This window comes from Streptomyces sp. CA-251387 (assembly GCF_050936625.1).
Classification (GTDB): Bacteria; Actinomycetota; Actinomycetes; order Streptomycetales; family Streptomycetaceae; genus Streptomyces.
Genome location: NZ_JBNJMJ010000001.1, coordinates 2,020,096 through 2,043,313, shown reverse-complemented (window position 1 = coordinate 2,043,313; position 23,218 = coordinate 2,020,096). Strand labels below are relative to the sequence as shown.

Annotated in this window: 18 protein-coding genes and 3 rRNA genes; 13 read left to right on the top strand and 8 right to left on the bottom strand. The window is 67.3% G+C overall.

Translation table 11 applies throughout. The features are described from left to right. Positions 1-18: 18 nt before the first annotated feature. The 3 genes from ACQEV2_RS09010 to ACQEV2_RS09000 all read right to left on the bottom strand — a co-directional run bounded on the left by ACQEV2_RS09010 (position 19) and on the right by ACQEV2_RS09000 (position 2,910). Positions 19-792: a transglycosylase SLT domain-containing protein gene (locus tag ACQEV2_RS09010; RefSeq protein ID WP_433038389.1), complete on the bottom strand. Its 774-nt coding sequence runs from the start codon at positions 790-792 to the stop codon at positions 19-21. Positions 793-1,090: 298 nt separating this feature from the next. After that, positions 1,091-2,215, bottom strand: a complete 1,125-nt coding sequence (locus ACQEV2_RS09005; protein WP_433038387.1) for an S-adenosylmethionine:tRNA ribosyltransferase-isomerase — start codon at positions 2,213-2,215, stop codon at positions 1,091-1,093. Next, on the bottom strand, positions 2,212-2,910 hold the full coding sequence (locus tag ACQEV2_RS09000; protein WP_433038386.1) for an SDR family NAD(P)-dependent oxidoreductase: 699 nt from the start codon (positions 2,908-2,910) through the stop codon (positions 2,212-2,214). Before ACQEV2_RS09000 ends, ACQEV2_RS09005 begins: the two co-directional genes overlap by 4 nt. Positions 2,911-3,152: 242 nt before the next feature. Here ACQEV2_RS09000 and ACQEV2_RS08995 point away from each other — a divergent pair, with 242 nt between their 5' ends. The 3 genes from ACQEV2_RS08995 (at position 3,153) to ACQEV2_RS08985 (ending at position 5,346) form a co-directional block, all read left to right on the top strand. Further along, positions 3,153-4,298 carry a GAF domain-containing sensor histidine kinase gene (locus ACQEV2_RS08995; RefSeq protein WP_433038383.1) on the top strand — a complete coding sequence of 382 codons (1,146 nt, stop codon included), beginning with the start codon at positions 3,153-3,155 and terminating at the stop codon, positions 4,296-4,298. Beyond that, positions 4,291-4,932 (top strand): response regulator, encoded by a 642-nt coding sequence (locus ACQEV2_RS08990; RefSeq protein WP_433038381.1) that lies wholly within the window; start codon positions 4,291-4,293, stop codon positions 4,930-4,932. Before ACQEV2_RS08995 ends, ACQEV2_RS08990 begins: the two co-directional genes overlap by 8 nt. A gap of 168 nt (positions 4,933-5,100) precedes the next feature. Then, the gene (locus tag ACQEV2_RS08985; RefSeq protein ID WP_433038379.1) at positions 5,101-5,346 is read left to right on the top strand and encodes a chaplin; all 246 of its coding nucleotides are present in this window, start codon (positions 5,101-5,103) and stop codon (positions 5,344-5,346) included. Between the two features lie 271 nt (positions 5,347-5,617). On the opposite strand, the gene ACQEV2_RS08980 is transcribed toward ACQEV2_RS08985, so the two are convergent. Continuing rightward, positions 5,618-6,406 carry a hypothetical protein gene (locus ACQEV2_RS08980; RefSeq protein WP_433038377.1) on the bottom strand — a complete coding sequence of 263 codons (789 nt, stop codon included), beginning with the start codon at positions 6,404-6,406 and terminating at the stop codon, positions 5,618-5,620. 154 nt (positions 6,407-6,560) lie between these two features. Here ACQEV2_RS08980 and ACQEV2_RS08975 point away from each other — a divergent pair, with 154 nt between their 5' ends. The 3 genes from ACQEV2_RS08975 (at position 6,561) to ACQEV2_RS08965 (ending at position 8,975) form a co-directional block, all read left to right on the top strand. Next, positions 6,561-7,358: an ABC transporter ATP-binding protein gene (locus ACQEV2_RS08975; RefSeq protein WP_433038375.1), complete on the top strand. Its 798-nt coding sequence runs from the start codon at positions 6,561-6,563 to the stop codon at positions 7,356-7,358. 95 nt (positions 7,359-7,453) lie between these two features. Beyond that, complete coding sequence (locus tag ACQEV2_RS08970) at positions 7,454-7,885, top strand: NfeD family protein (protein WP_433038373.1); 432 nt, start codon at positions 7,454-7,456, stop codon at positions 7,883-7,885. A 133-nt stretch (positions 7,886-8,018) separates the two neighbouring features. Further along, on the top strand, positions 8,019-8,975 hold the full coding sequence (locus ACQEV2_RS08965; RefSeq protein ID WP_433038371.1) for an SPFH domain-containing protein: 957 nt from the start codon (positions 8,019-8,021) through the stop codon (positions 8,973-8,975). Positions 8,976-9,112: 137 nt separating this feature from the next. Here the strand turns inward: ACQEV2_RS08965 and ACQEV2_RS08960 are convergent, their stop codons facing one another. The 3 genes from ACQEV2_RS08960 to ACQEV2_RS08950 all read right to left on the bottom strand — a co-directional run bounded on the left by ACQEV2_RS08960 (position 9,113) and on the right by ACQEV2_RS08950 (position 11,131). After that, complete coding sequence (locus ACQEV2_RS08960; protein ID WP_433038369.1) at positions 9,113-9,619, bottom strand: HNH endonuclease; 507 nt, start codon at positions 9,617-9,619, stop codon at positions 9,113-9,115. 146 nt (positions 9,620-9,765) lie between these two features. Then, on the bottom strand, positions 9,766-10,305 hold the full coding sequence (locus ACQEV2_RS08955) for a YbhB/YbcL family Raf kinase inhibitor-like protein (RefSeq protein WP_433038367.1): 540 nt from the start codon (positions 10,303-10,305) through the stop codon (positions 9,766-9,768). 43 nt (positions 10,306-10,348) lie between these two features. Next, positions 10,349-11,131, bottom strand: coding sequence for a sporulation protein (locus tag ACQEV2_RS08950; protein ID WP_433038365.1), 783 nt, complete (start codon positions 11,129-11,131; stop codon positions 10,349-10,351). Between the two features lie 139 nt (positions 11,132-11,270). Between ACQEV2_RS08950 and ACQEV2_RS08945 the strand changes: the two genes are divergently transcribed. From ACQEV2_RS08945 to ACQEV2_RS08925, 5 genes are all read left to right on the top strand, one after another. After that, positions 11,271-11,921, top strand: a complete 651-nt coding sequence (locus ACQEV2_RS08945; protein WP_433038363.1) for a DNA-3-methyladenine glycosylase — start codon at positions 11,271-11,273, stop codon at positions 11,919-11,921. Positions 11,922-12,444: 523 nt separating this feature from the next. After that, positions 12,445-13,970: ribosomal RNA gene (locus tag ACQEV2_RS08940) — 16S ribosomal RNA — on the top strand. Positions 13,971-14,274: 304 nt separating this feature from the next. Then, a 23S ribosomal RNA gene (locus ACQEV2_RS08935) occupies positions 14,275-17,395 on the top strand. Positions 17,396-17,499: 104 nt separating this feature from the next. Continuing rightward, a 5S ribosomal RNA gene (gene rrf, locus ACQEV2_RS08930) occupies positions 17,500-17,616 on the top strand. The 16S, 23S and 5S rRNA genes sit together here, the layout of an rRNA operon. A 1,172-nt stretch (positions 17,617-18,788) precedes the next feature. Then, a complete protein-coding gene (locus tag ACQEV2_RS08925) occupies positions 18,789-19,538 on the top strand; it encodes a hypothetical protein (RefSeq protein ID WP_433054291.1) in 750 nt (249 codons plus the stop codon). Positions 19,539-19,611: 73 nt separating this feature from the next. Here ACQEV2_RS08925 and ACQEV2_RS08920 read toward each other — a convergent pair whose 3' ends face one another. Continuing rightward, positions 19,612-20,904, bottom strand: coding sequence for a DUF1015 domain-containing protein (locus tag ACQEV2_RS08920; protein ID WP_433038361.1), 1,293 nt, complete (start codon positions 20,902-20,904; stop codon positions 19,612-19,614). A 72-nt stretch (positions 20,905-20,976) separates the two neighbouring features. Here ACQEV2_RS08920 and ACQEV2_RS08915 point away from each other — a divergent pair, with 72 nt between their 5' ends. Together ACQEV2_RS08915 and ACQEV2_RS08910 are read left to right on the top strand one after the other, a co-directional pair. Next, complete coding sequence (locus tag ACQEV2_RS08915) at positions 20,977-22,005, top strand: HAD hydrolase-like protein (RefSeq protein WP_433038359.1); 1,029 nt, start codon at positions 20,977-20,979, stop codon at positions 22,003-22,005. Between the two features lie 104 nt (positions 22,006-22,109). Then, a complete protein-coding gene (locus ACQEV2_RS08910; protein WP_433038357.1) occupies positions 22,110-23,153 on the top strand; it encodes a FecCD family ABC transporter permease in 1,044 nt (347 codons plus the stop codon). The last annotated feature ends 65 nt before the right edge of the window (positions 23,154-23,218 follow it).

The following is a 23,218-nucleotide window of genomic DNA, read 5'->3' as shown; positions in this document are numbered from 1 at the left end:
GGCCCGCGCCTACCTCGCTCAGTACGCGCTGTTGACGTTGTCGATCGAGCCGTACCGGTCGGCCGCGTAGTTGGCGGCGGCGGTGAGGTTGGCGACCGGGTCGTACTGGCTCCAGGCCGTGCCCGGGACGTGGTAGGCGTCGAAGGTCGGCTTGATGACCTGCAGCAGACCGATCGACGGAACGCCGTTCTGGGCGTTGATGTCCCAGTTGTTGATGGCGTTCGGGTTGCCCGAGGACTCCCGCATGATGTTGCGGTACAGGCCGTTGTAGGAGCCCGGAATGTCGTGCTTCTTCATGATGTCCAGGGCCTCACGGATCCAGCCGTCGAGGTTGTTGGCGTAGCTCTTCGCGGCGACCGGCTTGACCTGGACGCGCTCGGCGGACCGGCTGGCGGCCTCCTTCGCCTTGCGCGCGGCCTCCGCCTTCTTCTTGGCGGCAGCCTCGGCGGCCCTCTTCTTGGCGGCAGCTTCGGCGGCCACGTGCTTGTCGTGGGCCACCGCGGCCCTGTGCTTGGCGGCAGCCACGGCAGCCTTGTGCTTGGCCGACATCTCCTCGGCCTTCACGCTGGGGGACGCGAGCTGGTCGGTGACGCTGGCCTTGACGTCCTTGATCTGCTCACTGCTGTACGCCACCCGGCCCGTGGGGGCCTCGGCCGTGGTCGTCTGTGCGTTGCCGGGGACGGCGGTGAAGGCGAGGGCGGCGGCACCGAGGGTGGCGACACCGGCGATCGCGATCTTGTGCCGCTTGGTCAGCGCACGATTGTGACCGCGGTTGAAGGTGTTTTTGAGCATGGCAGATGGACCTCTTCGAATAGCGCGGAGGTCGCTCGCTGTCCTGCGTGGGACACGGGTGCTTCCGGCACAAGCGCCGCGGTCGGAACCCGCGGCGCTGAGCGACGTCAGCCATTCTTAGCGGCCGCAAAATTGCCAGGCAAAGGTGTGACGTACGATCCCCGGTAGTGGATCAGGGAGGGGCAAAACCGGACAGATGGGAAGGTCTGTCCCGCTCAAAAGGGGCGAGTTATCTCCTACTCCCCTTCGTATGTGATCTGAGCCCTATTGGCGGGCTCACATCGGCCGCGTAACGGTCTCACCGGCAGTTGCTGGAGCAATGCTCTGTGTGAGGACCCTCCGTCGGGAGGATGAGATGGACGTCGCCGAACTCGTGCCACAGGTAGAGCCCGCGCAGCGCCTCGTCGTAGCTGCGGTCGATCGCGGCCCGTCCCGCGACCGCCTCCAGCATCAGCAGATGCGAGGCCTCCGGCTCGTGCAGCCCGGTCAGCAGCCCGTCCACCACCCGTACCCCGCGCTCCGGCGTGACGACGAGATCCGTCCACCCTTCACGCGCGCGTACGACCCCGTTGGCGTCCACCGCCGACTCCACGGCCCGCACGGCGGTCGTCCCGACGGCGATCACCCTGCCGTCCCCCGCCTTGACCGCATTGATCAGCCGAGCCGACGCCTCCGGCACCGCGAACCGCTCCGGATACGGCGGCTCGTGCGCCTCCGCCGAGGCCACCCCGGTGTGCAGCGTGATCGGCGCGAACTGCACACCCCGGCTCACCAGCTCCGTCACCATCCGCACCGTGAAGGGCCGCGCCGCGCTCGGCATCTCCGCGCTGCCCGTCCCGTCGGCCGACGGCAGCGCGAACACCGTCTGGTACACGGACAACGGCTGGTCCCGCTCCGTATAGGAGTAACGAATCGGCCGCCCGTGCTCACGCATCAGTCCGAGGATCCCTGCCCCCTGGATGTCGCCCCCACCTTCAAGGTCCCCCTGGGGTCCGGCCACCCGTGCCCACCACAGCCGCTCACTCCCCGAGCTCAACGGCTCCTCCAGCACCAGCCGCACGCCCCCGGGAAGCCGCACCTCGGTCCCCGCAGGCCCTCCCGCACGCGCGCGCGTAGTGCCCCGTTCATCGGGATCCCGCAGCTCGACCGCCCACCGCCCGTCGTCCCCGCGCGTGGAGAAGTGGGCCACCACGCGCGCGTGCCCGATCCACCCGTCCACGGCGGCGGCCAGCGTCTCCGACGTGTTGACGACCAGGAGATCCCCGGCCCGCAGCAGCAGCGGCAGCTCGCAGAACGTGTGATGCGACACCTCGCTGCCCCGCGACACCAGCAGCCGTACGGCATCCCGGTCCAGCCCCGGCCCGCGCTGCTCGGCCGGGATCCGCGCCGACAACTCCTCCGGCACCCTCACCACCAGGGTCATCGCCGCCCCTCCAGCAGGGCCGGAGCCCCATAGCGACCGCTCGCCGGCCGCTCGTCCAGCAGTTGCAGAAAGGCCGGCACCACACTGGCCGGCGTCGGCCGCGGATCGTCGTCGTCCGGTACGGCCGCCGCGTACAGGTCCGTGCCCATGTCCCCGGGGTCGACCGCCCACACCCGCAGCCAGGGCTCCTCCTCCCCGAGCACTGCCGCGAGATGGTCGAGGGCGGCCTTCGACGCCCCGTACCCGCCCCACGTCTCGTACGCCTCGGCGGCCGCGTCCGAGCTGACCGTGATCACCGCGCCCGTCCCGGACGCCCGCAACAGCGGCAACGCCTCCTGGACCAGGCCCAGCGCGGCGACCACGTTCACCTCCAGCGCCCGGCGCAACCCCTCCAGCGGCAGTGTGTCCAGCCGTACCAGCGGCTCGGCGCCCAGCGCGCTGGCGTTGCTCACCAGCAGGTCGACGCCGCCCAGCTGCCAGGCGGCCGCCACCAGCTCGGACCGGTGCCCGGCGTCCGTGACGTCCCCCGGCAACGCCGTCACGCGCGTGCCGTACGTCTGGAGCCCGGCCGCCGTCTCCTCCAGGACCTCCGCCGTCCTGGCGTCCAGCACCAGATCCCAGCCGCGCGCGGCCAGCGCCTCGGCGAGCGCCCGCCCCAGCCCCTTCGAGGCCCCCGTGATGATCGCTACCGGCATGACAACCGTCCCCTCGTTCCAGGCCGCCTCCGATCGGCGGTGCCCTCAACGTAGGAACCGGGTCACCCGCCGCGCCTCGGACGCGGGGCGCAAAGCCTCGGGGCCCTTCGTCCTACACCGCGCACCGTGGGCCTTTCGCCCTAAGCCGCCGAGCCCGGGACCGCAGACCTAGGTCGCTGGCCGCAGCCGGCCGCCTCCACAGGTCCGATCCGGCTGTCACACCCCGCCGGTACCGTGAGGGCATGAGTCAAGGCCCCAGGTCCGGCCTAGCGGCGGTGAGCTCCGCGCTGCTGGCCATGAGCAGGCATCTCGAGGTGCGCGACGTCCTCAAGACGATCGTCGCCTCGGCCCGCGAGCTGCTCGACGCGCAGTACGCCGCGCTCGGCGTGCCGGACGACCACGGCGGCTTCGCCCAGTTCGTGGTCGACGGGGTCAGTGACGCGCAGTGGAAGGCGATCGGCCCGCTGCCCCGCCAGCACGGCATCCTTGCCGCGATGCTCCAGGAGGCCAACGTCGAGCGCCTGGCCGACGTCCGCAAGGACCCGCGCTTCGAGGGCTGGCCGTCGGCGCACCCCGACATGTCCGACTTCCTGGGCCTGCCGATCCGCGACGGCGACGAGGTCATCGGCGCACTCTTCCTGGCCAATAAGAACTGCCCGAAGCCGCAAGGAAGTTGCGGCTTCACGGCAGAGGACGAGGAACTGCTCTCCATCCTCGCCCAGCACGCCGCGATCGCCCTCACCAACGCCCGCCTCTACGAACGCAGCCGCGAGCTGACGATCGCCGAGGAACGCTCACGCCTCGCCCACGAACTGCACGACGCGGTCAGCCAGAAGCTGTTCTCCCTGCGCCTGACGGCCCAGGCGGCCGCCGCCCTGATCGACCGCGACCCGGGCCGAGCCAAGGGCGAGCTGCACCAGGTGGCCGCGCTCGCCGCCGAGGCCGCCGACGAACTGCGCGCCGCAGTCGTCGAGTTGCGCCCCGCCGCCCTCGACGAGGACGGCCTCGTCGCCACCCTGCGCACCCAGATCCAGGTCCTCGACCGCGCCCACACCGCGCGCGTCACCTTCGCCGGCCGCGGGGTGAAGGCCCTGCCCTCCGCCCAGGAGGAGGCCGTGCTGCGCGTCGCCCAGGAGGCCCTGCACAACGCCCTGCGGCACTCCGGAGCCGAGCACGTCGACGTGACGCTGGACCGGCGCGGCAGCGGAGCGGTCCTGCGGGTCACGGACGACGGCAGCGGCTTCGACCCGAAGGCGATACGCCGCGCAGGGCGCCACCTCGGCCTGGTCTCCATGCGGGACCGGACGAGCGGGGTCGGCGGCACGCTGACCGTGGAATCGGCGCCCGGCAAGGGCACCACGATCGAGATGGAGGTCCCCGGTGGCTGACGCAATCAAGGTGCTGCTCGTCGACGACCACCAAGTGGTCCGCCGGGGCCTGCGCACCTTCCTCGAAGTGCAGGACGACATCGAGGTCGTGGGCGAGGCCGCCGACGGCGCCGAGGGAGTGGCCCGAGCCGAGGAGCTGAAGCCGGATGTCGTCCTCATGGACGTCAAAATGCCGGGCATGGACGGCGTCGACGCCCTGCGCAAGCTCCGCGAACTGGACAACCCCGCGCGCGTGCTGATCGTCACCAGCTTCACCGAACAGCGCACGGTCATCCCGGCCCTGCGCGCGGGCGCCGCCGGTTACGTCTACAAGGACGTGGACCCGGACGCGCTCGCCGGAGCCATCCGCTCGGTCCATGCCGGCCACATCCTGCTCCAGCCCGAGGTCGCGGGCGCCCTGTTGTCCCAGGAGGAGGCCAACGCGGGGCAGGGGAGAGGCGGCTCGCTGACGGAGCGGGAGCGCGAGGTCCTCGGACTGATCGCGGACGGCCGCTCGAACCGCGAGATAGCCAGAGCCCTGGTCCTGTCGGAGAAGACCGTCAAGACCCACGTCTCGAACATCCTGATGAAGCTCGACCTGGCGGACCGCACGCAGGCCGCGCTGTGGGCCGTACGCCATGGCGTGACCGGCTGAAACGCTCTCCGCAGGACATGACGCTCGGCAATTCGGAGGGTTCCCCTCCGGGCTGAGATTCATACCGTCGTGGGAATGTCCCCCGGATGGCGCATCCTTCGTGGATCTCCGCCGTTCTCCAGTGCGTGCTGCGGCGACTGCCGCGGCAATCGCAAGGAGGGCTTAGAAGTGAAGAACCTGAAGAAGGCAGTGGCTGTGACGATGGCGGCCGGTGGCCTGCTGGCGGCCGGTGCCGGAATGGCCTCTGCCACCGACGGTGCGCACGCCAACGGCAAGGCCGTGGGCTCCCCGGGCGTCGCCTCGGGCAACCTCGTCCAGGTCCCCGTGGACGTGCCGGTCAACGTCTCCGGCAACACCGTGAACGTCGTCGGCCTGCTGAACCCGGCCCACGACAACCTGGCCGTCAACCACTGACGACCACCCCGAAGCAAGCAGTGACCTCCGGCCTCCTGGGCGCCCCCGGGAGGCCGGTCAGTTTCTCGGCGCATCTCTGCTGCAGCTGACGCGGCCTGCAACCAGCCGTGCCGCTGGGGCGGCTCCCGTCGCAAAGAGGGGCGGCACCCCGCCAGCGCCGGGCCGCGCGACCCACCCCCGCCCAGCACCTCGCCGCGCGACCCGTCCCACCCCCGCCCAGCGCCTCGCCCGCCGAGCGACCCGCCCCACGCCGCGCACCCTCAGCCCGCGCTCAGCGCATGCCCCGCTCCCGCTCCTCCACATACGCGTTGTACGCAGCCACCTGCGCCCGCCGAGCAGTCCGCTCAACAGGCCGCAGCACCTCGGACCGCGCCGCCATCTCGGACGCACTCATGGCCCCGCCGTGCCCGTTCCCATAGGCAAGGGAGATCAACAACCCCACCCGCTGCGCAAGCTCCAGCACCCGCACCGCCCGCGGCGGATACCCCGGTGCCAACACCTCCCGGCCCCGCTCGGCCCGCGCCCGATACGCATCGATCGCCGCCTCCGCCACCGGCCCCGACCCGGCGACATCAAGCCGCGACAACATCTCGGTAGCCTCCCGCAGCGCCTCCGCCAGCTCCCGCTCCGCCTCACCCAGCGACGGCACATCGGCAGGCGGCGCCTCCCGCACACCCAGGCAGTGCCACACGACCTCGACATGCACATCACCGTCGGGCCCGGCCTCGTACACCTCCGGCACCAGCCCGAACGCGGCGCCGTGACAGATCACCGCCTCCTCGGCATCCAACGCCCGCGCATTGAACTCCGGCGGCCCACTCAGCCCCAGCGGATGCCCCGGCGCCGGCAGCGCGACCCGTAGCCCGCTCACCCCGAGCGCCCGCAGCCGCCCCAGCGCCAGCGTGAGCCCGACGGGCGCCGACTCACCCGGCAGCCCCTCCACCCGGTGCACGGCATCGTCCCCGACGATCTCGAGCACAGCGTCATCCGGCGAGACAAGTCCGGCCAATAGGGCATTTCCCCAAGCCGCAAGACGTCCTGAACGTGGTTCCGAGAGCATGCCCCCACCCTAAGGACCGGACCGATGGAATGAAGCGCTGGACCGGTGGCGTAGATTTCGTTGAGGGCTGCGCCCACCGGCGCACGCGACCACCGAGACGCCTAGCCGCCGAGACGCCGACACCGGTCACACTGCAAGGGGAGACAACGCGCTCATGAGCGATGTTCTGGAGCTTCAGGACGTATCCGTGGTCCGTGAGGGCCGGGCTCTGGTGGACCAGGTCTCCTGGTCGGTCAAGGAGGGCGAGCGCTGGGTCATCCTCGGCCCCAACGGAGCCGGCAAGACCACCCTCCTGAACGTCGCGTCCAGCTACCTCTACCCGACCACGGGCACCGCCACCATCCTCGGCGAGACCCTCGGCAAGCCCGGCACCGACGTCTTCGAGCTGCGCCCGCGCATCGGCGTGGCCGGCATCGCCATGACCGAAAAGCTGCCCAAGCGCCAGACCGTCCTCCAGACCGTGCTGACCGCCGCGTACGGCATGACCGCCACCTGGCACGAGGACTACGAGGAGATCGACGAGCAGCGCGCCCGCGCCTTCCTCGACCGTCTCGGCATGAGCGAGTACCTCGACCGGAAGTTCGGCACCCTCTCCGAGGGCGAGCGCAAGCGCACCCTGATCTCCCGCGCCCTGATGGCCGACCCCGAGCTGCTCCTCCTCGACGAGCCCGCCGCCGGCCTCGACCTCGGCGGCCGCGAGGACCTCGTCCGCCGCCTCGGCCGCCTCGCCCGCGACCCGATCGCCCCCTCGATGCTCATGGTCACCCACCACGTGGAGGAGATCCCCCCGGGCTTCACCCACGTCCTGATGATCCGTCAGGGCAAGGTGCTCGCCGCCGGGCCGCTGGAGCTGGAACTCACCTCCCGCAACCTCTCCCTCTGCTTCGGCCTCCCCCTCGTCGTCGAACAGGTCGGCGACCGCTGGACCGCACAGGGCCTCCCCCTCTCCTGACCCCGCCCTTCACCCCGCGAACACCCCGGTAAGAAGGCCCTTCAAACTGATCGGCGCCCTGTCCGCGACAGGGCCCGCAGTCCTACCATGACCATGTGGAAATCGACGCGTGGGTTTGGTGGTTGATCGGCGCGGCAGCGCTCGGCATCGGGCTCGTGATCACCGCGATGCCCGAACTCGGCATGCTGGCGGTGGGCGCGGTCGCGGCCGCGGTGGTCGCCGGCATCTTCGGCGGTGACGCCGTCGTCCAGGTCGTGTCCTTCGTCGTCGTCTCGACCGCACTCATCGCCGTCGTACGGCCCATCGCGAACCGACATCGCGCACAGCGGCCCCAACTCGCCACCGGCATTGAGGCATTGAAGGGCAAACAGGCCGTCGTACTGGAGCGCGTCGACGCCTCCGGCGGCCGGATCAAGCTCGCCGGAGAGGTCTGGTCGGCACGCTCCCTCGACACCGACCGCGCCTACGAAGTAGGCCAGGAAGTGGACGTCGTGGACATCGAGGGGGCCACGGCGATCGTCATGTGACCTCGCACGACGTAAGTGGCGCGAACGCGCCACGGGCCACGCGACGGTCTGTCAGACTCGACCAGCAAGATCTTCAACAACCATAAGATCTGCCGAAGTTGCCGCAGCGGAGAAGGGATACGGGGAAACGACGATGGAACCGGTCATCATCGTATTGATCATTCTGGTGGTGTTGGTCTTCATCGCCCTGATCAAGACGATCCAGGTCATCCCGCAGGCGAGCGCGGCCATCGTCGAGCGCTTCGGTCGCTACACGCGGACACTCAACGCGGGCCTGAACATCGTGGTGCCGTTCATCGACACCATCCGCAACCGCATCGACCTGCGTGAACAGGTCGTGCCGTTCCCGCCGCAGCCGGTGATCACCCAGGACAACCTGGTCGTGAACATCGACACGGTCATCTACTACCAGGTGACCGACGCCCGCGCCGCCACCTACGAGGTCGCCAGCTACATCCAGGCCATCGAGCAGCTCACGGTCACCACACTCCGCAACATCATCGGCGGCATGGACCTCGAACGGACCCTGACCTCCCGCGAGGAGATCAACGCGGCCCTGCGCGGCGTCCTCGACGAGGCCACCGGCAAGTGGGGCATCCGCGTCAACCGCGTCGAACTCAAGGCGATCGAACCGCCGACCTCCATCCAGGACTCGATGGAGAAGCAGATGCGCGCCGACCGTGACAAGCGCGCCGCGATCCTCACCGCCGAAGGTACGCGCCAGGCCGCCATCCTCACCGCCGAGGGCGAGAAGCAGTCCCAGATCCTCCGCGCCGAAGGTGAGGCCAAGGCCGCCGCCCTACGCGCGGAAGGCGAAGCCCAGGCCGTCCGCACGGTCTTCGAAGCGATCCACGCAGGCGACCCCGACCAGAAGCTCCTGTCCTACCAGTACCTCCAGATGCTCCCGAAGATCGCCGAGGGCGACGCCAACAAGCTCTGGATCGTCCCCAGCGAAATCGGCGACGCCCTCAAGGGCCTCTCGGGCGCAATGGGCAACCTGGGCGGCCTGGGCGGCGGTTCGGGCAACGGAGCCTCCGGCAACAGCGGAGGCTCCGGAACGGAACGCCGAGAGAAGCCGCAGATCGACTGACGGCAGGAGGCCGTACGCCAAAGGGGCCCGCCTTCCAAGGAAGGCGGGCCCTACTTCCCTCAGGGGCGCGGGGAACTGCGCGACAAGCCACACACAACCCGCGGCCAACGACCAACTCCAGGCCCTACGGCGATCGGTCAGGCCGCGTCCAGTGCCAGCCAATCCGGCAGCGCAGCAAGGTCGTCGGCCCCCAGCGCCAGCAACATCGCATCGGCCGGCGTCGGCTCGAACGGCTCCCGCAGCAGCGGCATCCCCGCCTGCTCAGGCGTCCTGTTGGCCTTCCGGTGATTGTCCTCCGCACAAGAGGCCACCGTATTCAGCCACGTGTCCTGCCCACCCTGAGACCGCGGCACCACATGGTCCACGGTCGTAGCCCTGCGCCCGCAGTACGCGCACCGGTGCCGGTCCCGCACCAGAACACCCCGCCTCGACCACGGCGCTTGTCTTCGGAACGGCACCCGTACGTACCTGCAGAGCCGAATCACCCTGGGCGCCGGTATGTCGACCGCGGCTCCACGCATCCGCAGTTCGGGGTGGGCCTGCTCAACAACGGCCTTGTCCTGAAGCACCAGAACGACGGCTCGGTTCAACGTCACCGTCGACAGCGGCTCGAAGCTCGCGTTCAGTACCAGCGTGTCCCGCATGACCAGCCCACCTCCCGTGTGCACCTGCCCACCCCCTGGCGGGCTGGGATCAACTCTGGCCGGGCACGCCGAGATGGACAACGAAATAAAAAATGCCCGCCCCTGATCACTTCCAAGACCAGGGGCGGGCAAACGTTCCATGAACGTCAGGCTTCGGCAGGAACCTCGTACTCAGCGATCACATGGGCACGCGCGATCGTGTGGAACCGCAGATTGAACCCGACGGCGGCCGGGCTGGCATTCTCGTCCGGCCCGAGCTTCTCCTGGTCCACGGCGTACACCGTGAACACATAGCGGTGCGGCCCGTCCCCGGCCGGCGGCGCGGCACCGCCGAAGTCCTTCGACCCGTAGTCGTTACGAGCCTGGATCGCACCCTCCGGCAGACCCTCGAACTTGCCGCTGCCCGCACCGGCCGGCAGCTCGGTCACCGAGGCCGGGATGTCGAAGACGACCCAGTGCCAGAACCCGCTTCCCGTAGGAGCGTCGGGGTCGTAGCAGGTCACGGCGAAGCTCTTGGTCTCGGCCGGGAAGCCCTCCCAGCGCAGGTGCGGCGAGGTGTTGCCGGCCGCGTAGACCTGAGCGTCCTTGAGGGTTCCGCCGTGCTCGACGTCCTCGCTCACGACCGTGAAGGACGGCACGGGCGGATGGAAGTCGTGCGGCAGCGGCCGCCTCTTGAGCTCGGTCACTTCGATACCTCCTGACGAACCAGTGGAATCAGCAGTTCCGAGCCTAGAACCAGTTGCGCTTGCTGCCGACCTCGGACAGCCACTGGTTGAGGTACGCCGCCCAGTCGGTCCCGTGGAAGTCGTTCAGACCGACCTGGAACGACCGGAAGGTGTCGCTGCCCTCGCTGAAGAGCCCCGGCTTCTTGTCCATTTCGAGGACGACGTCCATCGCGTGCTCATCCGCGACGAAGCTCAACTCGACCTGGTTGATACCGCGGTACTGCTGCGGCGGGAAGAACTCGATCTCCTGGTAGAACGGCAGCTTCTGCCGCGTACCGCGGATGTGGCCGCGCTCCATGTCCGCGTTCTTGAAGCGGAAGCCCAGCTGGACGAAGGCGTCGAGGATCGCCTTCTGCGCGGGCAGCGGGTGCACGTTGATCGGGTCCAGGTCGGTGGAGTCCACGGCCCGCGCGATCGCCAGCTCGGTGGTCACACCGATGTTCATCCCGCGCAGCGCCTGACCGTCGATCATGGTGATCGGCGTCTCCCAGGGGATCTCCAGCGTGAAGGGCACCCCGTGCACGGCCTGGGCCTGGAGCTCGAAGGCACCACCGAGCTGCACCTTCGTGAACTCGATGTCCTGCTTGTACTCCGAGTCCTGGCTCTCGACCTCGACACGCGCCTGAAGGCCGACGGCCAGGCCCTCGATGTCCTGGTTCACGGACCCGCCCTGAATCCGCACCTCACCCTGGACGACACCGCCCGGAACGACGTTGACCTCCGTCAACACCGTCTCGACCGAAGCACCGCCGGCCCCCAGGCTCGCGAGCAGCTTCTTGAACGCCATGACTCTCCTCTTCTCAGAGTGGATCCCTGATCCCTACAAACGCGATCCGACCGTGGCCGGTTCCGCACCCCACCCTGGCAAGGCGCACGCCCCGTGACCACCCCGTCGCGACCACCCGTCTGCACTACCCTCGGACGGCATGATCGTGACCCCCGACCGTACGCCTCTCCCCCGAAACTTCTTCGACCGGCCCGTCCTGGAGGTCGCCCCCGACCTCCTGGGCCGCATCCTCGTACGCACGACACCGGACGGTCCGATCGCCCTCCGCCTCACGGAGGTCGAGGCCTACGACGGCCCGAACGACCCCGGCTCCCACGCCTATCGCGGCCGCACGGCCCGCAATGACGTGATGTTCGGTCCCCCCGGGCATGTCTACGTCTACTTCACCTATGGCATGTGGCACTGCATGAACCTGGTGTGCGGCCCCGACGGCCAGGCGAGCGCCGTCCTCCTCCGGGCGGGCGAGATCGTCGAGGGCGCCGAGCTCGCCCGCAAGCGTCGACTCTCGGCCCGGAACGACAAGGAACTGGCCAAAGGCCCGGCCCGACTGGCCACCGCCCTGGGCGTGGACCGGGCCCTGGACGGTACGGACGCCTGCGCCTCCGGCGAGACACCCCTGAGGATCCTCACCGGCACCCCTGTGCCCTCCGACCAGGTACGCAACGGTCCCCGCACCGGCGTGGCAGGCGACGGCGGTAACGGGGACATCCACCCCTGGCGCTTCTGGATCGCCAACGACCCCACGGTGAGCCCCTATCGGGCCCACGTCCCGAGGCGCCGCCGAAGTTGACGCGCTCTTGCGAGGCGCGTAACGTAGCCCGAGCCGCTGAACCGGGTACTGCGCTAGTCAGCAGCCGGAGCGGCCAACCCACTACCTACGAGAACCCCTCAGCGGGGTCAATTCTGGTGTGCTCGCATGCCCGAATTCGAACCCGCCGCCCCCGATTATGAATCGGGCGGGGGAATCGGCTAACGTAGTGAATGTCGAAAGGCCGACGGGCGAAAGCCCAGAGCCTCCCGACATCCCGCCGACAGGGAATCGGATCCGAAAAAGGATCTGATAGAGTCGGAAACGCAAGACCGAAGGGAAGCGCCCGGAGGAAAGCCCGAGAGGGTGAGTACAAAGGAAGCGACCGTTCCTTGAGAACTCAACAGCGTGCCAAAAGTCAACGCCAGATATGTTGATACCCCGTCTCCAGCATCTGCTGGGGCGAGGTTCCTTTGAAAAAACACAGCGAGGACGCTGTGAACGGTCGGGCCTATTCCGCCTGACTGTTCCGCTCTCGTGGTGTCACCCCGATTACGGGGAAGCATTCACGGAGAGTTTGATCCTGGCTCAGGACGAACGCTGGCGGCGTGCTTAACACATGCAAGTCGAACGATGAACCACTTCGGTGGGGATTAGTGGCGAACGGGTGAGTAACACGTGGGCAATCTGCCCTGCACTCTGGGACAAGCCCTGGAAACGGGGTCTAATACCGGATATGACCATCTTGGGCATCCTTGATGGTGTAAAGCTCCGGCGGTGCAGGATGAGCCCGCGGCCTATCAGCTTGTTGGTGAGGTAACGGCTCACCAAGGCGACGACGGGTAGCCGGCCTGAGAGGGCGACCGGCCACACTGGGACTGAGACACGGCCCAGACTCCTACGGGAGGCAGCAGTGGGGAATATTGCACAATGGGCGCAAGCCTGATGCAGCGACGCCGCGTGAGGGATGACGGCCTTCGGGTTGTAAACCTCTTTCAGCAGGGAAGAAGCGAAAGTGACGGTACCTGCAGAAGAAGCGCCGGCTAACTACGTGCCAGCAGCCGCGGTAATACGTAGGGCGCAAGCGTTGTCCGGAATTATTGGGCGTAAAGAGCTCGTAGGCGGCTTGTCACGTCGGTTGTGAAAGCCCGGGGCTTAACCCCGGGTCTGCAGTCGATACGGGCAGGCTAGAGTTCGGTAGGGGAGATCGGAATTCCTGGTGTAGCGGTGAAATGCGCAGATATCAGGAGGAACACCGGTGGCGAAGGCGGATCTCTGGGCCGATACTGACGCTGAGGAGCGAAAGCGTGGGGAGCGAACAGGATTAGATACCCTGGTAGTCCACGCCGTAAACGGTGGGCACTAGGTGTGGGCAACATTCCACGTTGTCCGTGCCGCAGCTAACGCATTAAGTGCCCCGCCTGGGGAGTACGGCCGCAAGGCTAAAACTCAAAGGAATTGACGGGGGCCCGCACAAGCGGCGGAGCATGTGGCTTAATTCGACGCAACGCGAAGAACCTTACCAAGGCTTGACATACACCGGAAAGCATCAGAGATGGTGCCCCCTTGTGGTCGGTGTACAGGTGGTGCATGGCTGTCGTCAGCTCGTGTCGTGAGATGTTGGGTTAAGTCCCGCAACGAGCGCAACCCTTGTCCCGTGTTGCCAGCAGGCCCTTGTGGTGCTGGGGACTCACGGGAGACCGCCGGGGTCAACTCGGAGGAAGGTGGGGACGACGTCAAGTCATCATGCCCCTTATGTCTTGGGCTGCACACGTGCTACAATGGCCGGTACAATGAGCTGCGATACCGCGAGGTGGAGCGAATCTCAAAAAGCCGGTCTCAGTTCGGATTGGGGTCTGCAACTCGACCCCATGAAGTCGGAGTCGCTAGTAATCGCAGATCAGCATTGCTGCGGTGAATACGTTCCCGGGCCTTGTACACACCGCCCGTCACGTCACGAAAGTCGGTAACACCCGAAGCCGGTGGCCCAACCCCCTTGTGGGGAGGGAGCTGTCGAAGGTGGGACTGGCGATTGGGACGAAGTCGTAACAAGGTAGCCGTACCGGAAGGTGCGGCTGGATCACCTCCTTTCTAAGGAGCATCTAGGCCGCCAGGCTTGCTTGGTGGTCCAGAGCCACTACGTCGGCGAACGATCGACGGTGGTTAGCTCATGGGTGGAACGTTGACTACTCGGCACACTTGACCAGCTTTTCTTCCTAGTACTGCTTCGGCGTGGAACGGAATGGGGAGTGGCGAGGGTGTCGGGCACGCTGTTGGGTGTCTGAGGGAATGGATTTTTCCTCAGTTGCCGGCCCCAGTGCACTCGGATCGATGATCCGGGGTGATGGGTGGTTGGTCGTTGTTTGAGAACTGCACAGTGGACGCGAGCATCTGTGGCCAAGTTTTTAAGGGCGCACGGTGGATGCCTTGGCACCAGGAACCGATGAAGGACGTGGGAGGCCACGATAGGCCCCGGGGAGTCGTCAACCAGGCTTTGATCCGGGGGTGTCCGAATGGGGAAACCCGGCAGTCGTCATGGGCTGTCACCCATACCTGAACACATAGGGTATGTGGAGGGAACGCGGGGAAGTGAAACATCTCAGTACCCGCAGGAAGAGAAAACAACCGTGATTCCGGGAGTAGTGGCGAGCGAAACTGGATGAGGCTAAACCGTATACGTGTGAGACCCGGCAGGGGTTGCGTATGCGGGGTTGTGGGATCTCTCTTTCACGGTCTGCCGGCTGTGAGACGAGTCAGAAACCGTTGATGTAGGCGAAGGACATGCGAAAGGTCCGGCGTAGAGGGTAAGACCCCCGTAGTCGAAACGTCAGCGGCTCGTTTGAGAGACACCCAAGTAGCACGGGGCCCGAGAAATCCCGTGTGAATCTGGCGGGACCACCCGCTAAGCCTAAATATTCCCTGGTGACCGATAGCGGATAGTACCGTGAGGGAATGGTGAAAAGTACCCCGGGAGGGGAGTGAAATAGTACCTGAAACCGTGTGCCTACAAGCCGTGGGAGCGTCGGAGTGGAGCTTGCTTCACTCTCGTGACTGCGTGCCTTTTGAAGAATGAGCCTGCGAGTTTGCGGTGTGTTGCGAGGTTAACCCGTGTGGGGAAGCCGTAGCGAAAGCGAGTCCGAATAGGGCGATTCAGTAGCGCGCTCAAGACCCGAAGCGGAGTGATCTAGCCATGGGCAGGTTGAAGCGGAGGTAAGACTTCGTGGAGGACCGAACCCACCAGGGTTGAAAACCTGGGGGATGACCTGTGGTTAGGGGTGAAAGGCCAATCAAACTCCGTGATAGCTGGTTCTCCCCGAAATGCATTTAGGTGCAGCGTCGTGTGTTTCTTGCCGGAGGTAGAGCACTGGATAGGCGATGGGCCCTACCGGGTTACTGACCTTAGCCAAACTCCGAATGCCGGTAAGTGAGAGCGCGGCAGTGAGACTGTGGGGGATAAGCTCCATGGTCGAGAGGGAAACAGCCCAGAGCATCGACTAAGGCCCCTAAGCGTACGCTAAGTGGGAAAGGATGTGGAGTCGCACAGACAACCAGGAGGTTGGCTTAGAAGCAGCCACCCTTGAAAGAGTGCGTAATAGCTCACTGGTCTAGTGATTCCGCGCCGACAATGTAGCGGGGCTCAAGCGCACCGCCGAAGTCGTGTCATTGCGATATATACCCCCAACGGGGATCGTGATGGGTAGGGGAGCGTCGTGTGCCGGGTGAAGCAGCACCGGAAGGTAGTTGTGGACGGTTCACGAGTGAGAATGCAGGCATGAGTAGCGATTCACACGTGAGAAACGTGTGCGCCGATTGACTAAGGGTTCCTGGGTCAAGCTGATCTGCCCAGGGTAAGTCGGGACCTAAGGCGAGGCCGACAGGCGTAGTCGATGGATAACCGGTTGATATTCCGGTACCCGCTGTGAAGCGTCAAACATCGAACCAGGCGATGCTAAGTCCGTGAAGCCGCCCCGGAGCCTTCGGGCAAAGGGGAGTGGTGGAGCCGACGAACCAGACCTGTAGTAGGTGAGTGATGGGGTGACGCAGGAAGGTAGTCCATCCCGGGCGGTGGTTGTCCCGGGGTAAGGGTGTAGGCCGTGCGATAGGTAAATCCGTCGCACTTGTGGCTGAGACCTGATGCCGAGCCGATTGTGGTGAAGTGGATGATCCTATGCTGTCGAGAAAAGCCTCTAGCGAGTTTCATGGCGGCCCGTACCCTAAACCGACTCAGGTGGTCAGGTAGAGAATACCGAGGCGTTCGGGTGAACTATGGTTAAGGAACTCGGCAAAATGCCCCCGTAACTTCGGGAGAAGGGGGGCCAGCTCTGGTGAGAGGACTTGCTCCTCAAGCTGGGGGTGGCCGCAGAGACCAGCGAGAAGCGACTGTTTACTAAAAACACAGGTCCGTGCGAAGCCGTAAGGCGATGTATACGGACTGACGCCTGCCCGGTGCTGGAACGTTAAGGGGACCGGTTAGCTCCATTTCGGTGGGGCGAAGCTGAGAACTTAAGCGCCAGTAAACGGCGGTGGTAACTATAACCATCCTAAGGTAGCGAAATTCCTTGTCGGGTAAGTTCCGACCTGCACGAATGGCGTAACGACTTCTCGACTGTCTCAACCATAGGCCCGGTGAAATTGCACTACGAGTAAAGATGCTCGTTTCGCGCAGCAGGACGGAAAGACCCCGGGACCTTTACTACAGTTTGATATTGGTGTTCGGTTCGGCTTGTGTAGGATAGCTGGGAGACTGTGAAGCTTGGACGCCAGTTCAGGTGGAGTCGTCGTTGAAATACCAGTCTGGTCGTGCTGGATGTCTAACCTGGGTCCGTGATCCGGATCAGGGACAGTGTCTGATGGGTAGTTTAACTGGGGCGGTTGCCTCCTAAAGGGTAACGGAGGCGCCCAAAGGTTCCCTCAGCCTGGTTGGCAATCAGGTGTTGAGTGTAAGTGCACAAGGGAGCTTGACTGTGAGACCGACGGGTCGAGCAGGGACGAAAGTCGGGACTAGTGATCCGGCGGTGGCTTGTGGAAGCGCCGTCGCTCAACGGATAAAAGGTACCCCGGGGATAACAGGCTGATCTTCCCCAAGAGTCCATATCGACGGGATGGTTTGGCACCTCGATGTCGGCTCGTCGCATCCTGGGGCTGGAGTCGGTCCCAAGGGTTGGGCTGTTCGCCCATTAAAGCGGTACGCGAGCTGGGTTTAGAACGTCGTGAGACAGTTCGGTCCCTATCCGCTGTGCGCGTAGGAGTCTTGAGAAGGGCTGTCCCTAGTACGAGAGGACCGGGACGGACGAACCTCTGGTGTGCCAGTTGTTCTGCCAAGGGCATGGCTGGTTGGCTACGTTCGGGAGGGATAACCGCTGAAAGCATCTAAGCGGGAAGCCTGCTTCGAGATGAGGACTCCCACCCACTTGATGGGGTAAGGCTCCCAGTAGACGACTGGGTTGATAGGCCGGATCTGGAAGCACGGTAACGTGTGGAGGTGACCGGTACTAATAGGCCGAGGGCTTGTCCATAGAGGCTCGCGTCCACTGTGTCAGTTCTGAGACAACGACTGTTGTCGGCTTTGAGCAGAACAGACAAAAGAAAAGTGTGCTTGTTCGCTCGAAACCATTAGGGTTTCGGTGGTCATAGCGTGAGGGAAACGCCCGGTTACATTCCGAACCCGGAAGCTAAGCCTTACAGCGCCGATGGTACTGCAGGGGGGACCCTGTGGGAGAGTAGGACGCCGCCGAACAATCTTTGGGAAGGACCCCTGGTCACCAGCGTTCAGCTGGGACCAGGGGTCCTTTCGTTTTTAGAATGCTTGCGGTACCGAAGACAGGAGTCACCATGTCCACCAACTCTCCCGACGATCGACCGGAGCGGGACCAGCGCCGACGGGACAGTGGTGACCGCGGCGACCGGGGGGATCGGGGGGATCGGGGGGATCGCCGAGGATTCCGCGGCGACCGCGGCGACCGTGGTGGCTTCCGGCGGGACAACGAAGGCCGTGACGACCGGTCCGGTGGGCCGCGCCGGGACAACGACCGTGGTGGCTACGGCCGTCGGGACGACCGTCGAGGTGACGACCGCGGTGAGCGCGGTGGCGATCGCGGTGGTTTCCGCCGTGACGACAGCCGCGGCGGCTACGGCGGCCGGCGCGATGACCGGCGTGAGGGTGACCGTGGGCCGCGTCCGGCGTTCCGGCGTGACGACCGGTCCGGTGGGCCGCGCCGCGACGACCGTGACCGCGATCGTGGCTTCCGTCGTGACGGTGACCGAGACCGCCCCGCCTTCCGCCGAGATGACCGCCGTGACGACCGTCGCGACGACCGCCGCGACGACGACCGTGGTGGCTACGGCCGTCGCGATGACCATCGCGGTGGTTACGGCCGCCGAGACGACCGTCGGGGCGATGACCGCAGCGAGCGCGGCGGCTTCCGCCGTGATGACCGCCGTGATGACCGCCGTGATGACCGCCGTGATGACCGCCGTGATGACCGCCGTGATGACCGCCGTGACGATCGGCGTGACGACCGCCGTGACGACCGCCGCGACGGGGATCGTGGGGGCTTCCGGCGGGATGACCGGGACCGTGGATTCCGTGGCGACGACCGCGACCGTGGCTTCCGCCGGGACGACCGGGGTGAGCGCGGCGATCGCGGTGACCGTGGTGGGTTCCGTCGCGACGAGCGTCGGGGCGAGGATCGTGGGGACCGTGGTGGGTTCCGGCGTGAGGACAGCCGGGGCGAGCGCGGTGGGTTCCGTGGGCGGGACGACCGTGGAGGCCGTGGGTTCCGGCGTGACGACCGGGGCGGACGTCCCGGCGGGTTCCGTGGGCGGGACGACCGGCGTGACGACCGGCGCGGCGGTGGCCGGTTCCGTGACGAGCGGGACCGTGACCGCGACCGCGAGCCGATCAAGCGGCTGCCGATCCCCGAGGACGTCACGGGCGACGAGATCGACAAGGACGTACGGCAGGAGCTGCAGAGCCTGCCGAAGACGCTCGCGGAGGATGTCGCCAAGAACCTGGTGATGGTCGCTCGGCTCATCGACGAGGACCCCGAGGGTGCGTACGGCTACTCCAAGGTGGCGCTGCGGCTCGCGTCGCGTGTGGCCGCCGTACGGGAGGCCGCCGGGTTCGCCGCGTACGCCAACCAGAAGTACGGTGAGGCGCTCGCCGAGTTCCGGGCGGCTCGGCGGATGACCGGCAACACCGACCTGTGGCCCGTCATGGCCGACTGCGAGCGTGGGCTCGGGCGGCCGGAGAAGGCGCTCGACATGGCCGGCGCGCCCGAGGTGCAGAAGCTGGACAAGGCCGGGCAGGTCGAGATGCGGCTCGTCGCGGCCGGCGCCCGGCGTGACATGGGGCAACTGGACGCGGCCATCGTGACGCTGCAGAGCCCCGAGCTGGCCTCCAACGCCGTACAGCCGTGGACCGCGCGGCTGCGGTACGCGTACGCCGACGCGCTGCTTGCCGCCGGGCGGCAGGGTGAGGCGCGTGAGTGGTTCGCCAAGGCCGTCGAGGCCGACAAGGACGGCAGCACGGACGCCTCCGACCGGCTCGCCGAGCTGGACGGTGTCGAGTTCGTCGACGCCTTCGACGAGAACGAGGGTGAGAACGAGGACGACCGCGGCGACGAGCAGGCTCGGCCCGATGAGGGCGACAAGGAGTGAGCGGCGCTTGAGGTGAGGGGCGGGATCCCGGGAAGGGGTCCCGCCTCTCGGCGTTTCAGGAGGCCTCCGGCGTTCAGAGGTCCAGGGCGCGCAGGACCAGGCCCGAGGCCGGCTTCGGGCCGAACGACGTCGACTTGCGGGGCATGGTGACGCCCTGGCGGGCGAGGTCGCGTACGACGTCCTCGCGGACCGGGTGCATCAGGACGGCCGTACCGCCGTCGCGTTCCGCCTTCCGGACGGTGGCGGCGGTGTCGTGGATGTAGGCGATACGCGTCGGGTCGTCCTCGGGGATGTGCCAGACATGGGCGAGGAGTGTGGCGTGCAGGACCGTCGCGTCCAGGGTGCGCCAGGCCGCCGGGCGGTCGGCGGGGACCGTACGGGCGAGGAGGGCCGCGTCCGGCTGGTCGACGAGGTGGAAGGCGCCGTCTCCGGCGAGGAGGTAGGCGTTGCCCGTGCAGGCCGCGTCGGCCAGCGCCTCCAGGGCCTCGGGCAGCGGCGCGTCGAGGCGGCGTACGCGGAACAGGCCGTCCAGGGCGGCCAGGGCGTCCGGTACCGGGAGGCCGTGCAGGAGGCGGTGGATCGCGCGGACGCGGAGGGGGTAGCGGGCTGTGTCGACCAGGAGGACGAGGCCGTAGTCCCAGGCGCTGGGGGAGGGGTGCTCCGCGCGTAGACGGCGGTACGTCGCCCAGCGGTGGTGGCCGTCGGCGATCAGGGCCTGGTGGCGGGTCAGGTCGGACTGGACGCGGGCCAGGTCGGCCGGGTCGGTGATCGACCACAGGCGGTGGCTGAAGCCGTCCTCCGTGGTGGTCGCGAGGAGCGGCGGGCGTTCGACCGTGCGCTCGATGACGGCGGTCGTGTCGGCGGCCGTGCCGTTGCCGCGGTAGGTCAGGAGCAGGGGCTCGAGGTTCGCCGACGTGGCGCGCATCAGGGCCGCGCGGTCGGCGACCACGTGCGGCATGACGTCCTCGTGCGGCAGGACCAGGCCCTCCGCCGGCTCCGTCACGCGCAGGGCGCCGATGATGCCGCGCTGCAGCATGCCGTCGCCGTCGTGCTGTTCGTAGACGTAGAGGCCGGGCTCGGGGTCGGCGGTCAGGACGCCTTCGGACAGCCAGCGGCGCAGGGTCTTCGCTGCCTGTTCGTTGCGGGCGCTGGGCGTGCCGGCCTGGGGGAGGATCAGGCGGACGATGTTGTGCGGGTCCGCGTCCTGGAGGTGATGCAGGCCGTCGGGGCGGACGACGACGTCGTACGGAGGGGATGTCACGGCGGCCAGGCTGCCGACCCGGTCGGGGTCGTAGCGAAGCCCTCGGAACGGGGTGAGTTCGAGGCCTCGGCGCGCCGTTGCTTCCGGGTGACCTGCTGTGTTCATCCCGGCATCGTACGGGTGTCAGTGGCATGGGGGATGATCGGGGGAAAGCCGTCGAACGAGGAGCGATGCGGAATGAGCCAGAGCGTCAGGACGAGGCCCGAGGGCAGTGGCCAGGCCCTGAGCGAGGCGTACGACACGGCGCTGCTCGACCTCGACGGTGTGGTGTACGCGGGGGGCAACGCGATCGTGCATGCCGTGGAGTCGCTCGCCGTGGCCCGGGCGGGCGGGATGCATCTGGCGTACGTCACGAACAACGCCCTGCGGACTCCGGACACGGTGGCCGCGCATCTGACGGAGCTGGGGATACCCACGGGGGCGGACGATGTCATCACCTCGGCGCAGGCGGTCGCGCGGCTGATCAGTGAGCAGGTGCCGGCGGGGGCGCGGGTGCTGGTGATCGGCGGCGAGGGGCTGCGGGTGGCGCTGCGCGAGCGCGGGCTGGAGCCGGTGGAGTCGGCGGACGACGATCCGGCGGCGGTCGTGCAGGGGTACGGCGGGCCCGAGTTGCCGTGGGGGCGGTTCGCGGAGGCCTGTTACGCCATCGCACGCGGGGTGCCGTGGTTCGCGTCCAACACCGATCTGACGATTCCGAGCGCGCGCGGGATCGCGCCGGGCAACGGGGCGGCCGTGGAGGTCGTACGGATAGCCACCGGCGCCGAACCGCAGGTGGCGGGCAAGCCGTTGCCCCCCATGCACCGGGAGACGATCCTGCGGACCGGAGCCGAGCGGCCGCTCGTGGTCGGGGACCGGCTGGACACGGACATCGAGGGGGCGTTCAACGGGGACGTCGACTCGCTGCTGGTGCTGACCGGGGTGACCGACGGCGCCCAGCTGCTCGCCGCGCCGCCACAGCACCGGCCGACGTATGTCGACGCCGATCTGCGGGGGTTGCTCACCGGGCAGCCGGAGGTCACCCCGGACGGGGGCGGCTTCCGATGTGGCGGCTGGACGGCGACCGCCGGGGCGGAGCGGCTGGAACTCGACGGCGACGGTTCGGGCTTGGACGGGCTGCGGGCGCTCTGCGCGGCGGCCTGGACCATGGCCGGAGAGGGCTCGTGTGCGCTGGACGCGGGGAAGGCGCTGGCGCGGCTGGGGTTGTGAGTCGGCGTACGGCGCTGTGAGTCGTCGTACGGCTCCGGAGTGAGTGCGGGCACGCTCGCGCAGCGGGATCGTGGCTGAATGGGAGGGTAGGCTAACCTAACTGCGTGTTGGTCGACAGTCCTCCCGAACAGCGCGCGGAGCCCGAGTCCGCGCCCCCAACCCGACGGGCGATACGTGCCGTTGGGTTGCTTGTCTCTGTCCTGATTCTGGTGGTCGTCGCGTTGGCGAGCATCGCGATCGGGGCGAAACAGCTGTCTCTCGGGGAGGTCTGGCACGGCTTGTTCGAGGCTTCCGGGACCTACGGCGACGTCGTGGTCGACGACCGGATCTTGCGCACCGTTCTCGGACTGCTCGCCGGTGCCGCCCTCGGCCTCGCCGGGGCCGTGCTGCAGGCCCTCACCCGCAATCCGCTCGCTGATCCCGGCCTGCTCGGCATCAACGCGGGCGCGTCCGCCGCCGTCGTCACCGCCATCACCTTCCTCGGCGTCACAAGCCTGAGCAGCTATGTCTGGTTCGCCTTCCTCGGCGCGGCCGCGGTCGGGGCGATGGTCTGGTTCCTCGGCGGCAGCCGGGGTGCCACGCCGGTCCGGCTCGCGCTGGCCGGTACGGCGATCAGCGCCGCCCTCTACGGTTATCTCCAGGCCGTGATGATCATGGACGACGCGGCGCTCAACAAGATGCGCTTCTGGACGGTCGGTTCGCTGTCCTCGGCGACCGACCAGACCATCACCCAGGTACTGCCGTTCCTCCTCGCGGGCACGGTCCTCGCGCTCGCCCTCGCCCGTCCGCTGAACGCCATGGAGATGGGCGACGACACCGCCAAGGCCCTCGGCGCCCACCTCAACCGCACCCGGGTCCTGTCGATGCTGGCCGCGACCGTGCTGTGCGGGGCCGCGACCGCCGCGTGCGGGCCGATCGTGTTCGTCGGCCTGATGGTGCCGCACGTCGTACGGTCCTTCACCGGACCCGACCTGCGCTGGATCCTGCCGTACGCGGCCATCCTGTCGCCCGTGCTGCTGCTCGGCGCCGATGTCCTCGGCCGGATCGTCGCCCGGCCCTCCGAGCTCCAGGTCGGCATCGTCACCGCGATCCTCGGCGGACCGGTCTTCATCTTTCTCGTACGACGGCGGAGGACGGCGCAACTGTGAGGACGGCACTGAAGAACGACGCCAAGAGCGCGTCGAAGACCTCGAAGAGCGAAGCGAAGACCGGG

Coding starts and splice junctions, on each gene's coding strand:
- ACQEV2_RS08980 (WP_433038377.1), bottom strand. CDS start 6,406: ATGCTCTCGGAACCACGTTCAGGACGTCTTGCGGCTTGGGGAAATGCC.
- ACQEV2_RS08915 (WP_433038359.1), top strand. CDS start 20,977: ATGAGCCAGAGCGTCAGGACGAGGCCCGAGGGCAGTGGCCAGGCCCTG.
- ACQEV2_RS09010 (WP_433038389.1), bottom strand. CDS start 792: ATGCTCAAAAACACCTTCAACCGCGGTCACAATCGTGCGCTGACCAAG.
- ACQEV2_RS08975 (WP_433038375.1), top strand. CDS start 6,561: ATGAGCGATGTTCTGGAGCTTCAGGACGTATCCGTGGTCCGTGAGGGC.
- ACQEV2_RS08945 (WP_433038363.1), top strand. CDS start 11,271: ATGATCGTGACCCCCGACCGTACGCCTCTCCCCCGAAACTTCTTCGAC.
- ACQEV2_RS08995 (WP_433038383.1), top strand. CDS start 3,153: ATGAGTCAAGGCCCCAGGTCCGGCCTAGCGGCGGTGAGCTCCGCGCTG.
- ACQEV2_RS09000 (WP_433038386.1), bottom strand. CDS start 2,910: ATGCCGGTAGCGATCATCACGGGGGCCTCGAAGGGGCTGGGGCGGGCG.
- ACQEV2_RS08950 (WP_433038365.1), bottom strand. CDS start 11,131: ATGGCGTTCAAGAAGCTGCTCGCGAGCCTGGGGGCCGGCGGTGCTTCG.
- ACQEV2_RS08920 (WP_433038361.1), bottom strand. CDS start 20,904: ATGAACACAGCAGGTCACCCGGAAGCAACGGCGCGCCGAGGCCTCGAA.
- ACQEV2_RS08960 (WP_433038369.1), bottom strand. CDS start 9,619: ATGCGGGACACGCTGGTACTGAACGCGAGCTTCGAGCCGCTGTCGACG.
- ACQEV2_RS08965 (WP_433038371.1), top strand. CDS start 8,019: ATGGAACCGGTCATCATCGTATTGATCATTCTGGTGGTGTTGGTCTTC.
- ACQEV2_RS09005 (WP_433038387.1), bottom strand. CDS start 2,215: ATGACCCTGGTGGTGAGGGTGCCGGAGGAGTTGTCGGCGCGGATCCCG.